The organism is Enterobacter sp. BWH64 (genome assembly GCF_001037645.1).
Classification (GTDB): domain Bacteria; phylum Pseudomonadota; class Gammaproteobacteria; order Enterobacterales; family Enterobacteriaceae; genus Enterobacter; species Enterobacter hormaechei_C.
Window position 1 is genome coordinate 3280466 of record NZ_KQ089922.1, and the last position, 15974, is coordinate 3296439.

The window sequence follows — 15974 nt, forward strand, 5'->3', positions numbered from 1 at the left end:
CGTTAACGAGCTGAGGCAGAACGGGCAATCAGAAACCAAGACTGTCCAGCAGATCGTCCACCTGATCCTGGCTCGCCACCACGCCCGCTTTGCTGGTGTCAAGCTGTGGACCATTGAGCAGGCTTTCGTTCTCGCGTTTCGGACGGGCAGCCGGTTCCGGTATGTTCTCCAGCAGCACCATCAGCAGCTGACGTTCAATCTCCTGAATCACATCCATCATGCGCTTGATCACCTGGCCGGTGAGGTCCTGGAAATCCTGTGCCATCATGATGTCCAGCAGCTGGGCATTGGTGAAGCTGGTGTGCCCCGGCACGTCACCCAGGTACTGACGGGTATCCGTTACCAGTTCGCGGGCATCCGCCAGCTCAATAGGGTTCTCAAACCACTCATCCCAGCGTTTGCTCAGCGCTTTCGCCCCCTTCTCCATCGCATCCTGGTGCGGCTGCGAGGCTTCAACGCTGTTCAGCGCACGCTCGGCCGCCTGCGCGGTCATCTGTACGACGTAGTCCAGACGGTCGCGCGCGTCAGGGATGGCTTCCGCCGCTTCGGCGATAGCCTGGTCCAGCCCCAGCTCACGCAGGCTGTCACGCAGCATGCGGGTCAGGCTACCAATGCGAGCAATAATGTCGCTCGGCGAATGTTCTTCAACGGGTTTCATAGCAGGTTGCAACATATCCATCACCTCACATGCCGAGTTTCTCGAAGATCTTCCCGAGCTTCTCTTCCAGAGTCGCCGCGGTGAATGGCTTCACCACGTAGCCGCTTGCGCCCGCCTGTGCAGCGGCAATAATGTTCTCTTTCTTCGCTTCTGCGGTCACCATCAGCACCGGCAAAGAGGCCATGCCCGCATCCGCGCGGATGGTTTTCAGCAGTTCGAGACCGTCCATGTTCGGCATGTTCCAGTCGGAAATCACAAAACCAAACCCGCCAGCCTGGAGTTTGTTCAGCGCATCCACCCCGTCTTCTGCTTCTTCAACATTGTTGAAGCCCAGCTCTTTCAGCAGGTTGCGCACAATGCGACGCATGGTGGAAAAGTCATCCACAACCAAAAACTTAAGCTCTTTATCCGCCATAAAATAATACTCCTGAGTCAAATACGTATTGCCTGTCCGGCACTGATTTTCGCCAGCATCTGCTGGCTTACCTGGCTAAGATCGACCACTTCGCTTACGCCACCCATATTGATGGCCTCGCGCGGCATGCCGAACACCACACAACTTGCTTCATTCTGCGCAATCGTCCAGGCGCCAGCCTGGTGCATCGCAAGCATTCCGGCGGCGCCGTCGTTGCCCATTCCCGTCAGGATCACCCCAACGGCGTTGCGCCCCGCATGTTTCGCCACCGAATGAAACAGCACATCCACCGACGGACGGTGCCGGTTAACCGGCGGCCCGTCATGAATTTTGATTTGATAGTTCGCCCCGCTGCGCGCCAGCTCCATGTGCTTGTCACCCGGGGCGATATAGGCGTGACCCGGCAGCACGCGCTCGCCGTCTTCCGCCTCTTTCACGCTGATCTGGCACAGCTTATTCAGGCGCTCCGCGAACGAACGGGTAAACCCTGGCGGCATATGTTGCGTGATCAGAATACCCGGGCTTGAGAGCGGCAATGGCTGGAGTACATGGCGAATTGCCTCTGTTCCTCCGGTTGACGCCCCAATGACCAGCAACTTTTCCGAGCTGAGTAACGGCCCTGCCTTCAGGGTTGCCGGAGCTGCCATCGGCTTGTGGGCCGCGAGTTTTGCGCGCGACGCGGTACGGATTTTCTCGGCGATCATCTCGCTGTACGCCAGCATCCCCTCGCGAATGCCGAGCTGCGGCTTGGTGACAAAATCCACCGCCCCCAGCTCCAGCGCGCGCAGGGTGATTTCTGAACCTTTACCGGTCAGAGATGACACCATCACCACCGGCATCGGGCGCAGGCGCATTAATTTTTCCAGGAAATCGATGCCATCCATGCGCGGCATTTCAACATCCAGCGTCAGCACGTCGGGGTTATATTTTTTGATTAAATCCCGCGCGACCAGCGGATCGGGCGCTGTCGCCACCATCTCCATATCGCTGTGGCTATTGATGATTTCGGTCATGATCTGACGCATTAGCGCTGAATCATCGACAGACAATACCCTGATTTTACTCATGCTTTTTCCTTACTCAGCGCATATACCGTTTGCCCACGCAGGCTAAACTCACGCACGAGGTTGCTGAAGTTTTCCGAGTGCCCGGCAAACAGTAAACCGTCAGGCTTGAGCAACGGAACAAAGCGACGCAGGATGTCCTGTTGCGTCGTTTTATCAAAATAGATCATCACGTTACGGCAAAAAATGGCGTCGAATGGCCCCGGCACGTTGTACTGCTTATCCAGTAAATTAACGGGAGCAAATTCCACGCAGTTCGCCAGCTCCTGGCGTACGCGCACCAGTCCTTCATGCGGGCCGGTACCGCGCATGAAGTAACGCTGTAGCTGCTGAGGAGACAGCGTTTTAAGCTCATCCTGGCGATAAACGCCGTTACGGGCTTTTTCCAGCACTTCGGTATCGATGTCGCTGGCGTACACTTTCCAGCGGCCCGGCGCCATGCCCAGGGTGTCCGCCAGGGTGATGGCCAGCGAGTACGGTTCTTCCCCGGTAGAGGCCGCCGCGCTCCAGACGCGATACTCTCCGCTACGGCGACGGGCGTGTTCCGCCAGCACCGGGAAGTGATGCGCCTCGCGGAAAAACGCGGTCAGGTTGGTGGTTAATGAGTTGATAAATGCCTGCCATTCGGCGCTGTTCTGGTTCGCTTCGAGCATGCTCAGATAGCGGCCAAAATCATCCAGCCCCAGCGTACGCAAGCGCCGCACCAGCCGGTTGTAGACCATGTCTCGCTTATGGTCCGCAAGCACGATCCCCGCACGCTGGTAGATTAACTGACATATCCGACGAAAATGCGCGTCGGACAGCGCGAGGCGCTGTGTCATCTGCAACAATAATGACGTTTGCCCTGAGGGCATGGGTGATGTCATAGCGCCTTCTTAATCACATTCAGGATACAACGGGCACGGCCTGTGACCGTCCGACTTCTGTTACTGCTTCAACGTGCTCTTTCACATTAAATACGGCGACCAACCCGGTAAGGTGATCCGCCTGGTTTGCCAGCTGATCGGTAGCCGCCGCCGCCTCTTCCACCAGTGAGGCGTTCTGCTGCGTAACCTGATCCATCTGTGTAACGGCCTGCGCCACCTGCTCAATACCACGGCGTTGTTCATCAGACGCCGAGGCAATCTCGCCCATAATGTCGTTAACCCGCGTCACGGAGGTGACAATCTCGTGCATGGTCTGCGCGGCGGTATCCACCAGCGCGGAGCCCTGCTGAACGCGGGAGACCGACTCTTCTATCAGCCCTTTGATCTCTTTCGCCGCATTGGCGCTGCGGCTGGCGAGGTTTCGGACTTCACCGGCAACCACCGCGAACCCGCGCCCCTGCTCCCCGGCACGCGCCGCTTCAACGGCCGCGTTCAGCGCCAGAATATTGGTCTGGAACGCGATACCGTCGATGACGCTGATAATGTCGCCAATTTTCTGCGAGCTGGCGGCAATCTCCTGCATCGTGCTGGCGACGTGAGAGGCCTGATCGCCCCCACGTTTCGCCGTCATCGCCGCCTGTTTTGACAAGTCGGACGCCTGACGCGCGTTATCGGCGTTCTGGCTTACCGTCGCGGTCAGCTGCTCCATGCTGGCCGCCGTCTGCGCCAGCGATGCCGCCTGCTGTTCGGTGCGGGATGAGAGATCGTTATTGCCTGCCGCAATCTCGGAGATCCCGGTATGCATGGCGTAACTGCCCTGGCGAACGTTGCTTACCGTTTCCCGCAACGACCCCTGCATCGCCTTCAGGCTGGCGAAAATCGCTGATATCTCATTCCTGCCATACACGGCCACCGGACGCGCCAGATCGCCCTTCGCCATACTGTCGAAGTGGCTGCTGACGATGGCCAGCGGCTGGACGATCATTTTGCGCGACCACCACAGCGAGCCGCCGGTCAGCAGGGCGGCCAGGATCACCATGGTCAGGAAAATCGCCCCTGACATGCGGTAGCTGGTACGGCTGTCCGCACCGGCACGCGCCACAAACTGGTTAATATCCTGCTGCCAGGCGTTAAAGCTGCCGTCGAACGCCGCCTGAGACGCCTGCACCGGCGCGGTCAGGAAGTCAGAAAGCTGGTTGTTTTCCAGCCACGTCGCCTGATGGTCGAGATCGCCGTACCACACATCAAAGGTCTTTTTCATGGCGACTTTCAACGCTTTCTCTTTCTCACTGACCGCCTCCTGCGCCGTAAAGGCCTTAAACTGCGCGTCGGCCTGCTTCAGGCTGCTGCGGGCCACGACCATCAGCGCCTTAATATCCTCCGGCGGATAGCTCAGCGCGGTTAACGTCCCTGCTTTGTTCAGCGCCGTGCTTGCCTGCAACAGCACGGCACGCGTTTGTGCCAGTGCGGAGCGCTGCTGATTACTCGTCTCAACTTCCTGCAAATTCTGATAGCCATCGCGAAACGCCCAGAAAGACAACCCGTTACTGCCAACCTGCAAAACCCCACACAGGATCAGAATCAAAAACAGTGTGGTCGAGATACGAATACGATTTAACATCCACGCTCCCATCAAGCGGCAAGCAGCCGCGGTTTAATTGTCAGTCAAAATGTTTCCCAGTTTTCATCTTGTCCGGTCACCGCTGCGCGCGTACGTGTTGTCACGGGTGCCGGGGTTGCTTCGCTGTACGCCGACCGCGAGCTGACCGTATTTGTCGTTTTTGAAGTAAGACGGAACGCCGAGACGGCCATTTTCAGGCGGCTCGCCTGGTCCTCCAGCGCAGCGGCCGCGGCAGCGGACTCCTGCACCAGGGCGGCGTTTTGCTGCGTCACACGATCCATTTCCGATACCGCCAGGGCGACCTGGTCAATACCACGACTCTGCTCATCCGATGCAGAGGCGATTTCACCCATGATGTCCGTCACGCGCGTCACGGCATTCACGATGTCATTCATGGTTTCACCCGCACTTTCCACCAGCACCGAGCCGGTATCCACGCGTGAAACAGAGTCTTCAATCAGGGCTTTGATCTCTTTCGCCGCATTGGCGCTGCGGCTGGCGAGGTTACGCACTTCGCTGGCGACCACGGCAAACCCGCGCCCCTGCTCGCCCGCACGCGCCGCTTCAACGGCCGCGTTCAGCGCCAGGATATTGGTCTGGAAGGCGATGCCGTCGATTACGCTGATGATGTCGGCAATTTTCTTCGAGCTGTCGGCAATGTCATGCATGGTTTTCACCACGCCGTCGACCACCCGACCGCCGCGCTGGGCGGTGTCGGACGCGCTTTCTGCAAGCTGCGACGCCTGGCGGGCATTGTCGGCATTCTGCTTCACGGTCGCGGTGAGCTGCTCCATGCTGGCCGCCGTCTCTTCCAGTGCGGATGCCTGCTGTTCGGTACGGGACGAGAGATCGTTGTTGCCCATCGCGATTTCACTCGTGCCGGTATAGATGGCATCCGCCCCCTCGCGCACGTTGGCGACGGTATCAATCAGCGAACGCTGCATATGGTCGACGCTGGTTGCCAGCTCGGTGATCTCATTGCGGCCAGAAACGGTCAGCGTTTTCGTGAGATCGCCCCGGCCAATATCACGGATATGGGCAATGACGCGGCCAAGCGGGTTAAGCAGGATATGACGAATGCCGTACCACACGGCCACCAGCACGATGACCAGCGCGAGGGCGAGAACCGCCATCTGCCATTTCGCGAAACGGTAGTCGTTCTGGCTTTGCGTAAAGGCGGAGTGATAAAGTTCGCCGCTGGCTTTGGCGTACTCGCCGAGCGCCGCGCCGAGGGCGTTCTGCATTCCCTGGGTCGGCTGCGCGAAATAGGCGTCCATATTGCCCTGCTCCAGGAACTGTACCAGCTCCGTGAGGCCGGCGAAGTAGGCCTGATATTTTTCATCTATGTTCGCGCTCGCCTGCGCCATTGCTGGCTGAGGGGCGATTTTTTTGAAGGCGTCGTAATGTTTCGCCGCGTCTGCCAGCGTGGCGCGCGCATTCTTCAGCAGTTCCGTTTTTGCGCTGCTCTGTTGGTTATTCGGGTCCATCATCATGCGGGCAGACGAGCGGCTCAGGTTGATACGCGTCTGCAACATCAGATCCCAGGTCGTGGTCAGTTCGCTTTGCTGCATTCGCAAATCGTTCGAGGCCGCGAAGCTGTCCTGGTTCTGTTTTAACGACGAGAAAAAGAGGCCGCCAGAAATAAGCTGAAGAAGTGCGAAAATGACCAGCACCATCATAAGCATTGTGACAACGCGGATACGGTTCAACATACAACACCTTCTCATAGATTTATTAACGGTGTTATCGGCACAGGCCACAGGAACTTTACATTTGCGAAAGGGAAAAGCGCGGGAGTCAGAACGCGACGTCGACAATCAGCGTGTCGGTGTAGGTTCCGGCAGGCGGCGTGGCCTGGCTGGTCAGAACTTTGGCGGTGTAGTTGTAGGTACGTAAAAGCCCGTCCGTACTGACCTGCGATGAGCTGGCGCTGGCCCAGCGCTCGCTGCCGCTGCTACCCCAGCGGTTGCTGGTCGCCTCTTTGTAGATGTCGTAACTCATGAAGTTGCTGCCGCTGACCATACGACGCACGTTGTTCAGGGCATTTGCCCCATTATTAATGCCTATGGTGTAGGTGCTGCCTTTGGTGCAGGTGACGGCAACCGACTGTGAAACGGTAGGAAAATTTTGCACCAGCGGCGCGCTGTTAAAATTCACGTCCGGCGTGGTCATGGTGCTGCAATCGTTGGTGACGGTCATGTTGAGGAGGATCGAGGTGGTTGCCGTACCGGTTTGCGGGGTCAGGCACGCTCCGACCGCGCCAACGGCGCACACGTTGTAGTTAATGCTGAACGTTAACAACACCTGATACGGCCCGGCGGTGACGTTCTGCCCCATTACGGTCCGGAAATAAAGGGGAATGTTGTAGCGCCTTGAACCCAGCAGCCCGAGCAGCGTATTTCCGTTCCAGGTATAAGCTTTGCTGATTTGTACTTCACTGTTTCCGCCGCAGCCGGACGCCCCGCACAGCCGCGCAGGGATGACATCGGTAATAGCCGCGTTGTCCGTACGCTTCATGGTCGCCCGGCTATTCGCGAAGACGGATGCCGAGGTGTAATTCAGCGTCACCGAGTCGTTAGTTAACAGGTTGAGAACGGTATCGCAGGTCACCACCAGCGTGCCCGTCGTTTCCACTTCCCCGGTGCCGCTGAGTGCGAACGAGGTGACGCTGCCAAACGAGGCATTCACCGTACTGACGGTACAGGCCGCCCAGCTGCCGCCGGAGCACAGCAGCAGGAGCGCGATTAACAGGCGTCTCACGGCGCCTCCCGACAGGTCAGCGGACCGTAGGTTTGCAGCTTATGTTCAGGGTTTGCGCCAACGGTCAGCGTTGCCGTACAGCGTTTACCCTCCGGGGTGGTAACCTCGAGCGGATTCACGTCGTTGAGGTTTTCCAGCCAGGCGAGGCCGTCGTAGCCGACAACCGCGCTGCTCCGGGACGCGCGTCTGACCTGGCTTCCTACCGGGATCGCATTGCCCTGCGCATCGTGCAGGATCACGCTGGCAACCCGCTCCTGCTCCATCGGGAAATCCACCAGATAACCGTTATGCCGACGAATCGCCACCCGACGCTCGGTCTCTTTCAGCCGGGTATCCGCAGGTAAGTTCAGGGTATCAATGCGGTAACTTGCCGGGTAATAGGCGGAAACGCCGCTCACCAGCAGATAGCCTTTGTTATTGGTTTTTCCGACCGGCTGGTTTTCGTAGCTGACGGGAACATCCGGATGACCGTCGGTGCTGATCACCACAAACGCATCGTTGATTTTGTTCGCCGCAAACAGCTCACCGTCCATCAGCACGACAGAGCCCATTGCCTCGCCCCACCAGGTCATCATGCCCTTCTCACCATAGCCGCCGCCCTGTAGCTCCACGTTGTTATTCCGCCAGCCGAGCGTGGCCTGCTGATAGTTACTCGACCGCGACTGGTTGGCCCAGGCCATGTTCCAGCTAAAGCCGCCGTCTGAAGGCATCGAGTGGTTGTAGTTAATGCGTTGAGTGCTGCCTGCGTCAGGGGTGTTTTCAAAGGTGACGGCGGCGCTGTCACGTTCGCCGAGGGGAACCTGCAACGACAGCGCAACCGTCCAGTCGCCTCGCTGCTGGTCACGGCTGGCAGCCAGATAAATACTGCTTGAGCCCCACAGATTACGGCTCCAGGAGAGGTTGAGCAGCTCAGTTTTCTGGCTGTCAAAACTCTCAACGCCGATCCATGCCGCGCCGATATTGCCGTATCCGCCGAGGTTAAAGGTTAAAGAATACTGGTCGGTATTGCGGCTCAGGCTGGCAACGGGGTTATCATTTTCATCATAAACGGTGGGCTGATCGTACAGGGCGAGATTGCCAAAACCACGATCACGTCGGGTATGCTGGGTCGCTACGCTAAGCTCGCTGGTGTTGTATTGATAGCCCCAGTTTATCTGGCCGCCGCTATCGCCGCGCATGCGGCTTTGGGTCCACGAGGTATTTACCACGCCAAAACGCCCGAGCTTCAGTACCGTGCCCGCGCCACCAAGCGCCAGCGACTCCGCCCCTTCCGCATGCCCCTCCAGCGTCAGCCAGTCGGTCACCCCGTAGCGGTACGATCCGCTGCCCGCCGCCGGGCCATAGTCAAAATTCTCAATACCGTAGTTACGCCGCAGGCTGCCCAGCGTCACGGCGCCGTCGCTTAACCCCTGCTTAAGCAGATCGCTGCTGACATAAAACGGCAGCGTGGTACTCACCTGACGACCCAGCGCATCAGTGGTAACCAGTACTGCATCGCCAGCACCGTTGATATACGGCAAATTGGTGAGGGTAAACGGCCCCGGCTGAAGGCGGGTGGAGCCGGAACGGTAGCCATTAATAAAGAGATCGACCGAGGTCGGGACAGCCGCCTCGCCGGAAAACGCCGGCAGCGGCCAGGTCACCAGATCCGGACGCAGGGAGAAGTCGCGCCCGTAGCTGATCCCGCCCATGCGCACGCTGGTGCTCCAGCTCAGCGCATCGCTGATGACGTCCCCGGCGGACCAGGTGGTGGCATCCTCTTCGTTGGTGATCAGTAACGTAGAGTCATAACGCACGTACCCTTCCTGCTGTCCGCTGTTACCGGTGAAATTCTGCCGGGCGTAACCCGTCGATGAAAATGAATAATCCTCATTGAAATAGCGGAACTCGTGCCAGACCGACGCCTGGCCGCCCGTGTGTTCGGAATGGTTGGTATAAACGTCGTAATTGAGCAGCGCGCCGCGGCCATAGTGCGGTTTGCTTTGCGTGCTCTGCTCACTGAAAGGCGTGACCCGCGCCGCGACCCAGTCCCGGGGGACCGTCAGCAACAGGCGCTGGGCCGTGCTGTCGTACTCTGCGCGTACCGACGTAAGCGTCGAGAGATTCACCTCTCCGGCTGGCACATGCGCGGGCGGCAGCCCGGCGCGGAGCAAATCCGCGCCCGAAATAAACCAGGCGCCCTCACGCTGCGTCACCGGCACCACCAGACCCGTGTCATAGTGGTTCAGCACCAGGGCGAGCTGGAATACTGCTTCGCCGTTTATCGTCCGTGCATCCGGCGGCGGTAAACTGTCGTCGCCGGTTTCGGCAAAGGCGCTGGTACTGACGCAAAGCAGGATCATCATCGCCGGTTTCAGTTGACGGGCGTCGATTGCCATTGCGTATCCCTGGCATTAATTTGCGCGCTCATCCGGTTCGGCTGATAAATCCCTGCCGGAAGCGGCCAGCTTCGGGTGCTGCCTGGCAGCACATAACCCAGCAGCCCCTCGGCAACCGTGCGTTTTTGCCCGCCCTGCTCAACCGTAACCTGGCTGAGCCGGACGTGCACATCCCCCTGATTACGGACCTGAAGCGCGGGTTTCCCCCCTTCCTGAACGACCCGCCAGCTCAGCTGTTGAGTATTCGCCAGCGCGTGGTGCGCCCCTTCGTTGAGGGTGGGGATCCCCTGCCCATAAACAAATAAGGGAATGGAATAGCGCATTTGCAGTTTGAGGCCCATGGACGGTTCCGCTTTGGCATCCGGCTGGGGAATTTCATCCACAATAATGCGGTAGGCCTGCTCAACCCCCGACGGGATCGTCCCCTGCTTGATCAGGCGAATAAGCTGTTTACTGCCTTTGGCGATGGTCACGATCGGCGGGCTGGCAACCACATCCTGCTGGGCGGTGTAACGCTCATATCCGCCCTCCTGCTTCCAGCGCACAATACGCACCTGCATTGTCGTGGCGCTGTTGCCCTGATTCTGGATCCACAATTCAGTTGCTCTGGCCTCTGCCGAAAGCCACGGATCGATGGGCCACAAAAGAATGGTTGCCGCTGCCTGCGCCTGGCCCGCTGCCAGAGCCGTTGCCCCCAACAGACCCACCAGGCCTGATCGCCTGAAAAATGGCTTCATCGATGTTCTCCCTTTCCTACCATGACAAGGTCACGGTGAGTTGATCTGAATATGTTCCCGGCAGGCTAAACCCCGTCAGGAGCGCGACGCCAAAAAGAGGCAGCGCGATGTTATTGCTGTTGGTATAGGTAATCGGTATGGCCTGGTTAACCCCAATTTCGCTGTTCGCCGCCAGAGAGCTGCTGCTGTAAAGCCGGTAACCAACAACTTCGGTCCCACCTGAACGCGTCATCCGTCGCACCGAGCTGTAATTCTGGCCGCCGTCAATGCTCATGCTCAGCGCCACGCCCGGCGTGCAGGCGATGGACAACGCACCGTCGGCGACAAAGCTGGTGCTGACCGGCGTGTTGTCCACGCCGTTACGGGTTCCAAAATCCAGCGTCCCAAAGCGCCCGCCCGTGCCGGTACTCACCGAGCACCCTGGTACTACCGTCGCGCTCACCCTGAAGGACTGGGAGGTCACCGCTCTGGCGTCGCAGTTCATCATCAGCCCGACGAGCAGGGCCAAAAAAGGGTGCACGACGCCCTCTGCGCTTTCGCGCAGACATAAACACAATGCCTTCATGGCTGAATCAGTAGGTGACGCTGACGTTAATCGTGTCGGTATAGGTTCCCGGTACAACCGTTACGCTATTGCCGCCGCCCGTTATGCGCCCGTAGAGGGTATAGCTGTTCACCCCGCCCGCTGTGGAAGCTACGGGCAACGCGGCGTTGTTAGCGATAACGTTGTTGTACCCGCTGTCGCTATAGAGGCTGTATGCCACGCCCTGTGCCGCATTGGCGGTGTTCACCAGATAGCGGGCGGGTGTGCCGGGGGTGCCGACTACGGTTCCGGGTGCGGTCGCGTTGGTGTTGCCGGTGATCGCCACCGTGTAACTGGCAGTGGTACATTGAATGGTAAAGGTGTTTCCGCCGCTGGCCCCGGTTAACTGGGTTGTCAGGGTGGAGAATGTCGCAGGATGGGTCCCGAAATCGAGTGTCCCGAAGTTAATGCCGTTTTGCGTTGGCGAGCCGTTGATCAAACAACCGTTCGTCAACGTCAGCGTCGCCCCGATAGTACCGCTACTGGTGACTGCCAGCGCCTGACCGACAGTCGCCGCCGTCAGCAGTGTACCCGCGCAGATAAAAAGAAGTGTTCTTTTCATTTACCACCCTCCAGAAGAAATAATGGTCCGCTTACCCTATTTTATTCATACTGTTCAGTATGTTAGCCCCGCTTAAACATTCCCCGGCGCGGTTACTGAGAATTTAGTTTATGGTTCACGCTTCAACCACTTTCAGCGAAGGTGAGACACCCGCCCTCCAATTAACAGACTATTAACAGACTATTAACAAACATTACAAAGAGTTAGCAAAATAAAACGGGCATTATTCTTGCTTAATTTGAGGATATATCGCCTGTAATGTGATCCTCGTCACAATATATCGTCATAGTAAAAACAACGAATTTCATAAAAATTAAAAACAAGTTGTAACTCACGCAGCTTTACTTCAATTTATGCCCCGAATATTTTCCTGCGCTTAAATAAAAATTTTGTATGCATTGACGCAGGAAACTCTTTTAGCGCATAGAGGATCTTTTTGTGGCAAGTGCAAACAAACTCACGCTCTTCATCGTGATTTTCATGCTGGCGGGCATTCTTTCAGGTGCGGCAATCCATGAGTATGCTTCGCCCGACGCGATACAGGCCTGGTCGGAGAACATCACCCTGCTGACCGATATTTTCCTGCGGCTGATTAAGATGGTGATTGCCCCGCTGGTGTTCAGCACCCTGACGGTGGGCATTATGAAGCTGGGTGAAACGTCGACGATTGGACGCGTCGGGGGTAAAGCGATGGTGTGGTTTATCAGCTCATCCGTGCTTTCCATTCTGGTGGGGCTGTTTATTGTTACCCTTGAACAACCCGGCAGCGGTCTGAACCTGAGCATTCCGACAGAGACGGTTGATACCGGCCTGGCCGTTAGCGGGATGTCGCTGAAAGCCTTCCTGTCACACACCATTCCAACCAGCATTGCCGGCGCGATGGCGAACAATGAGATCCTGCAAATTGTGGTCTTCTCGATGTTCTTCGGCATCGGCGGCGCGTCATTAGGTCAAAAATTCAACGCCCCGCTGGTGGCGGCGCTGGATGTGGTCTCCCACATTATGCTGAAAGTGACGGGCTATGTGATGTACGTTGCGCCGCTGGCCATTTTTGCCGCGATTTCGTCCGTGATTGCCACTCAGGGTCTGGGCATTTTGCTGAACTATGCCTCGTTCATTGGCGGTTACTATGTGGCGATCCTTCTGACCTGTCTGGTATTGCTGGCGGTAGGTTACATGGTACTGAAAAAAGAGATTTTCCGTCTGGTGGCGATGCTGAAAGATCCGGTGCTGGTCGCGTTTACCACCAGCAGCTCAGAAGCGGCATACCCGAAAACGCTGGAGCAGTTAGCGCGCTTCGGCTGTTCACGTAATATCGCCTCTTTCGTCCTGCCGATCGGCTACTCGTTTAACCTGGTCGGCTCCATGGTGTACTGCTCGTTCGCCTCGATGTTTATCGCCCAGGCATACAACATTCACCTGAGTTTCACCGAGGTGACGGTGCTAATGTTAACGTTGATGCTGGCCTCGAAAGGGATTGCGGGCGTACCGCGCTCGTCGCTGGTGGTGCTGGCGGCAACTATTCCGAGCTTTAACATTCCGGTGGCCGGGATCTTGCTGCTGATGGGGATTGACCATTTCCTGGATATGGGACGATCGGCCATTAACGTGCTGGGGAACGGGATTGCGACGGCGATGCTGTCGCAGAATGAAGGGGCGCGGGAAGCGGAATCAGCGCTGGTGGAGCAGGAGGCGTAAGGTTACAAAAGAGCCGGGTGGCGCTGAGGCTTACCCGGCCTACGTGTTCGAGCCATTTGTAGGCCGGGTAAGGCGAAGCCGCCACCCGGCTTTGTTTTATGCTACGTGATTCGCCGCGATATCCAGCAGCGCCATCTCTTCGCTGTTCAGCAGCTTCTCAATATTCACCAGAATCAGCATACGCTCGCCGAGCGCACCCAGCCCCGTCAGGTATTCCGTCGACAGCGTGACCGCAAACTCCGGCGCAGGACGGATTTGATCGGCGGTCAGCGACAGCACATCAGACACGCCATCCACCACGATCCCCACCACGCGCTGCCCCAGATTCAGGACGATCACCACCGTGTTTTCGTTGTACTCCACATCGCCCTGGCTAAACTTCACGCGCAGGTCCACGATAGGCACAATCACACCGCGCAGGTTGGTCACACCCTTGATAAACGCTGGCGTGTTCGCAATGCGCGTTACCTGGTCGTAACCGCGAATTTCCTGCACTTTCAGGATGTCGATACCGTACTCTTCATCCCCTAAAGTGAAAACCAGGAATTCCTGTCCAGATGGCTCGCCCGCCAGTTTCGTTACGTTACTCATACCGGTCATGTTATTACCTTTTACTTAATCAGGCGGCTGTGTTCGCCACACGTTGTTCACGATTTAATCCCTGAAGTGCCGATACATCGACGATCAGCGCGACGCTACCATCACCCAGGATGGTGGCAGCAGAGATCCCCGGCACTTTGCGGTAGTTACTTTCCAGGTTCTTAACCACCACCTGATGCTGACCAATCAGCTGATCGACCAGCAGCGCGTAGCGGCGTCCGGCGCTTTGCAGGATCACAACGATACCCTGCGTGGCCTCGGTTTTTGCCCCGTCCACTTCAAACACTTTCCACAGTTCCACCAGCGGCAGGTACTCGCCGCGCACTTCGAGCACGCGCTCGCCGCCCGCCAGCGGATGCAGATCTTCTTCACGCGGCTGGAGGGACTCCATCACCGCGTTCAGCGGCAGAATAAAGACTTCGTCCGCCACTTTAACGGACATGCCGTCAAGAATGGCCAGCGTCAGCGGCAGCAGGATGCGAATCGTGGTGCCCGCGCCCTGCTTAGACTGGATCTCAACGTGACCGCCCATCTCCTGAATGTTACGTTTCACCACGTCCATGCCCACGCCGCGGCCGGAAACGTCGGTGACCTGCTCTGCGGTTGAGAAGCCCGGGGCAAAAATCAACATGCCCACTTCTTCGTCGGTCATATTTTCGTTGACCGCCATTCCCTGCGAAATCGCCTTCGCCAGAATGCGCTCGCGGTTCAGGCCCGCGCCGTCATCGGTCACTTCGATGCAGATGTTGCCGCCCTGATGTTCCGCTGACAGGATCAGGTTGCCCACGGGCGATTTTCCAGCTGCCACGCGGTTTTCCGGCAGCTCGATGCCGTGGTCGAGGCTGTTACGCACCAGGTGCGTTAACGGATCGATAATGCGTTCAATCAGGCTCTTGTCCAGCTCGGTGGAGCTGCCCATCAGCGTGAGTTCGATCTGTTTGTTGAGCTTGCCGGCCAGGTCGCGCACCAGGCGCGGGAAGCGGCTGAAGACATATTCCATCGGCATCATGCGGATGGACATCACCGATTCCTGCAAATCGCGGGCGTTACGTTGTAACTGGCCCATGCTGGTGATGAGATCGCCATGGGTCACCGGGTCCAGCTCGTTGGAGCGCTGGGCCAGCATCGACTGGGTGATGACCAGTTCACCCACCAGGTTGATCAGCTGATCCACTTTCTCCACCGCCACGCGAATGCTCGTGGACTCGCTGGAACGCGCCGCTGGTTTTTCACCGCGGGCCGGAGCGGCCGTCTCTTTTGGCACGGCTTTCAGGGCCGGGGCAGCGGCAACTACCGCAGGGGTATTCTCTGCCGGAGCAGGCGCTTCAACGGCCGCCGCCTCGGTTTCAAACGCAATCTGATCCGCTTCAATCACGAAGCAGAGCACCGCCACGATGTCATCCTGGCCGATCCCGCCGTCGAGCGTCGCGGCCAGGCTGTCTTTGCCCTTCACCACGTTGCTGAGCGTCGCCAGGTTCCCCAGCTCCTCTTCCAGCAGGTTGACCTCGTTCTCCTTCAGACGTGACAGCACTACGCGCAGTTTTCCTGCGGGCGCGTCAGGCGCCGTATCGGGTTCGGCCACGGCGTCAACAACGCTCAGTTTTGCCGCAGGGACAGCGGGCGCAGACGCCTCACCTTTGGCTTCCAGCGCTAACTGACGCAGCGCGTTGCAGATGTATTCAAAGCTGGCGGCATCAGGCTCTGCCGAACTTTTATAGGCGTCGAGCTGTTCCTGCATAATATCTTTCGTTTCCAAAAACAGGTTGATAATGTCGGTATTGAGCTGCATCTCACCGCGTCGTGCTTCATCCAGCAGGTTTTCCATTAAATGGGTGGTTTCCTGCAAAATGGTAAATCCAAACGTTCCGGCACCGCCTTTAATGGAATGCGCCGCACGGAAGATGGCATTGAGCTGTTCTGAGTCCGGTGCCTCGGGCACCAGATCCAGCAAATGTTGCTCCATATCGGCCAACAATTCGTCGGCTTCATCAAAAAATGTCTGGTAAAAATCGGTAATATCCATGCTCACGCT

Annotated in this window: 14 protein-coding genes; 1 reads left to right on the forward strand and 13 read right to left on the reverse strand. The window is 57.8% G+C overall.

Annotation, left to right across the window (positions count from 1 at the left end):
- Positions 1–28 precede the first annotated feature (28 nt).
- The 11 genes from cheZ to SK50_RS15645 all read right to left on the reverse strand — a co-directional run bounded on the left by cheZ (position 29) and on the right by SK50_RS15645 (position 11644).
- Positions 29–673 carry a protein phosphatase CheZ gene (cheZ, locus tag SK50_RS15595; RefSeq protein WP_003859718.1) on the reverse strand — a complete coding sequence of 215 codons (645 nt, stop codon included), beginning with the start codon at positions 671–673 and terminating at the stop codon, positions 29–31.
- A gap of 10 nt (positions 674–683) precedes the next feature.
- Positions 684–1073, reverse strand: a complete 390-nt coding sequence (gene cheY / locus SK50_RS15600) for a chemotaxis response regulator CheY (protein ID WP_000763862.1) — start codon at positions 1071–1073, stop codon at positions 684–686.
- A 17-nt stretch (positions 1074–1090) separates the two neighbouring features.
- A complete protein-coding gene (locus SK50_RS15605; protein ID WP_014884341.1) occupies positions 1091–2140 on the reverse strand; it encodes a protein-glutamate methylesterase/protein-glutamine glutaminase in 1050 nt (349 codons plus the stop codon).
- Positions 2137–3003: a protein-glutamate O-methyltransferase CheR gene (gene cheR, locus SK50_RS15610; RefSeq protein WP_017384409.1), complete on the reverse strand. Its 867-nt coding sequence runs from the start codon at positions 3001–3003 to the stop codon at positions 2137–2139. Before cheR ends, SK50_RS15605 begins: the two co-directional genes overlap by 4 nt.
- A 19-nt stretch (positions 3004–3022) precedes the next feature.
- Complete coding sequence (gene tap, locus SK50_RS15615) at positions 3023–4624, reverse strand: methyl-accepting chemotaxis protein IV (protein ID WP_017693235.1); 1602 nt, start codon at positions 4622–4624, stop codon at positions 3023–3025.
- A 44-nt stretch (positions 4625–4668) separates the two neighbouring features.
- A complete protein-coding gene (gene tar, locus SK50_RS15620) occupies positions 4669–6336 on the reverse strand; it encodes a methyl-accepting chemotaxis protein II (RefSeq protein WP_045328664.1) in 1668 nt (555 codons plus the stop codon).
- A gap of 85 nt (positions 6337–6421) precedes the next feature.
- Positions 6422–7384 (reverse strand): Csu type fimbrial protein, encoded by a 963-nt coding sequence (locus tag SK50_RS15625; protein ID WP_039270532.1) that lies wholly within the window; start codon positions 7382–7384, stop codon positions 6422–6424.
- The gene (locus SK50_RS15630) at positions 7381–9762 is read right to left on the reverse strand and encodes a fimbria/pilus outer membrane usher protein (protein WP_048229638.1); all 2382 of its coding nucleotides are present in this window, start codon (positions 9760–9762) and stop codon (positions 7381–7383) included. The genes SK50_RS15625 and SK50_RS15630 overlap by 4 nt, the downstream gene beginning before the upstream one ends.
- Positions 9738–10499 carry a fimbrial biogenesis chaperone gene (locus SK50_RS15635; protein ID WP_039270529.1) on the reverse strand — a complete coding sequence of 254 codons (762 nt, stop codon included), beginning with the start codon at positions 10497–10499 and terminating at the stop codon, positions 9738–9740. Before SK50_RS15635 ends, SK50_RS15630 begins: the two co-directional genes overlap by 25 nt.
- A gap of 16 nt (positions 10500–10515) precedes the next feature.
- A complete protein-coding gene (locus SK50_RS15640; protein ID WP_045341286.1) occupies positions 10516–11064 on the reverse strand; it encodes a Csu type fimbrial protein in 549 nt (182 codons plus the stop codon).
- Positions 11065–11071: 7 nt separating this feature from the next.
- Positions 11072–11644: a Csu type fimbrial protein gene (locus SK50_RS15645; RefSeq protein ID WP_015570264.1), complete on the reverse strand. Its 573-nt coding sequence runs from the start codon at positions 11642–11644 to the stop codon at positions 11072–11074.
- 438 nt (positions 11645–12082) lie between these two features.
- Here SK50_RS15645 and SK50_RS15650 point away from each other — a divergent pair, with 438 nt between their 5' ends.
- Positions 12083–13342 (forward strand): dicarboxylate/amino acid:cation symporter, encoded by a 1260-nt coding sequence (locus SK50_RS15650; RefSeq protein ID WP_017384415.1) that lies wholly within the window; start codon positions 12083–12085, stop codon positions 13340–13342.
- A gap of 96 nt (positions 13343–13438) precedes the next feature.
- Here SK50_RS15650 and cheW read toward each other — a convergent pair whose 3' ends face one another.
- Both cheW and cheA read right to left on the reverse strand, forming a co-directional pair.
- On the reverse strand, positions 13439–13942 hold the full coding sequence (gene cheW / locus SK50_RS15655; RefSeq protein ID WP_039270525.1) for a chemotaxis protein CheW: 504 nt from the start codon (positions 13940–13942) through the stop codon (positions 13439–13441).
- Between the two features lie 19 nt (positions 13943–13961).
- On the reverse strand, positions 13962–15971 hold the full coding sequence (cheA, locus tag SK50_RS15660) for a chemotaxis protein CheA (protein ID WP_017384416.1): 2010 nt from the start codon (positions 15969–15971) through the stop codon (positions 13962–13964).
- Positions 15972–15974 lie beyond the last annotated feature (3 nt).

Coding starts and splice junctions, on each gene's coding strand:
- cheZ (WP_003859718.1), bottom strand. CDS start 673: ATGTTGCAACCTGCTATGAAACCCGTTGAAGAACATTCGCCGAGCGAC.
- cheY (WP_000763862.1), bottom strand. CDS start 1,073: ATGGCGGATAAAGAGCTTAAGTTTTTGGTTGTGGATGACTTTTCCACC.
- SK50_RS15605 (WP_014884341.1), bottom strand. CDS start 2,140: ATGAGTAAAATCAGGGTATTGTCTGTCGATGATTCAGCGCTAATGCGT.
- cheR (WP_017384409.1), bottom strand. CDS start 3,003: ATGACATCACCCATGCCCTCAGGGCAAACGTCATTATTGTTGCAGATG.
- tap (WP_017693235.1), bottom strand. CDS start 4,624: ATGTTAAATCGTATTCGTATCTCGACCACACTGTTTTTGATTCTGATC.
- tar (WP_045328664.1), bottom strand. CDS start 6,336: ATGTTGAACCGTATCCGCGTTGTCACAATGCTTATGATGGTGCTGGTC.
- SK50_RS15630 (WP_048229638.1), bottom strand. CDS start 9,762: ATGGCAATCGACGCCCGTCAACTGAAACCGGCGATGATGATCCTGCTT.
- SK50_RS15635 (WP_039270529.1), bottom strand. CDS start 10,499: ATGAAGCCATTTTTCAGGCGATCAGGCCTGGTGGGTCTGTTGGGGGCA.
- SK50_RS15640 (WP_045341286.1), bottom strand. CDS start 11,064: ATGAAGGCATTGTGTTTATGTCTGCGCGAAAGCGCAGAGGGCGTCGTG.
- SK50_RS15645 (WP_015570264.1), bottom strand. CDS start 11,644: ATGAAAAGAACACTTCTTTTTATCTGCGCGGGTACACTGCTGACGGCG.
- cheW (WP_039270525.1), bottom strand. CDS start 13,942: ATGACCGGTATGAGTAACGTAACGAAACTGGCGGGCGAGCCATCTGGA.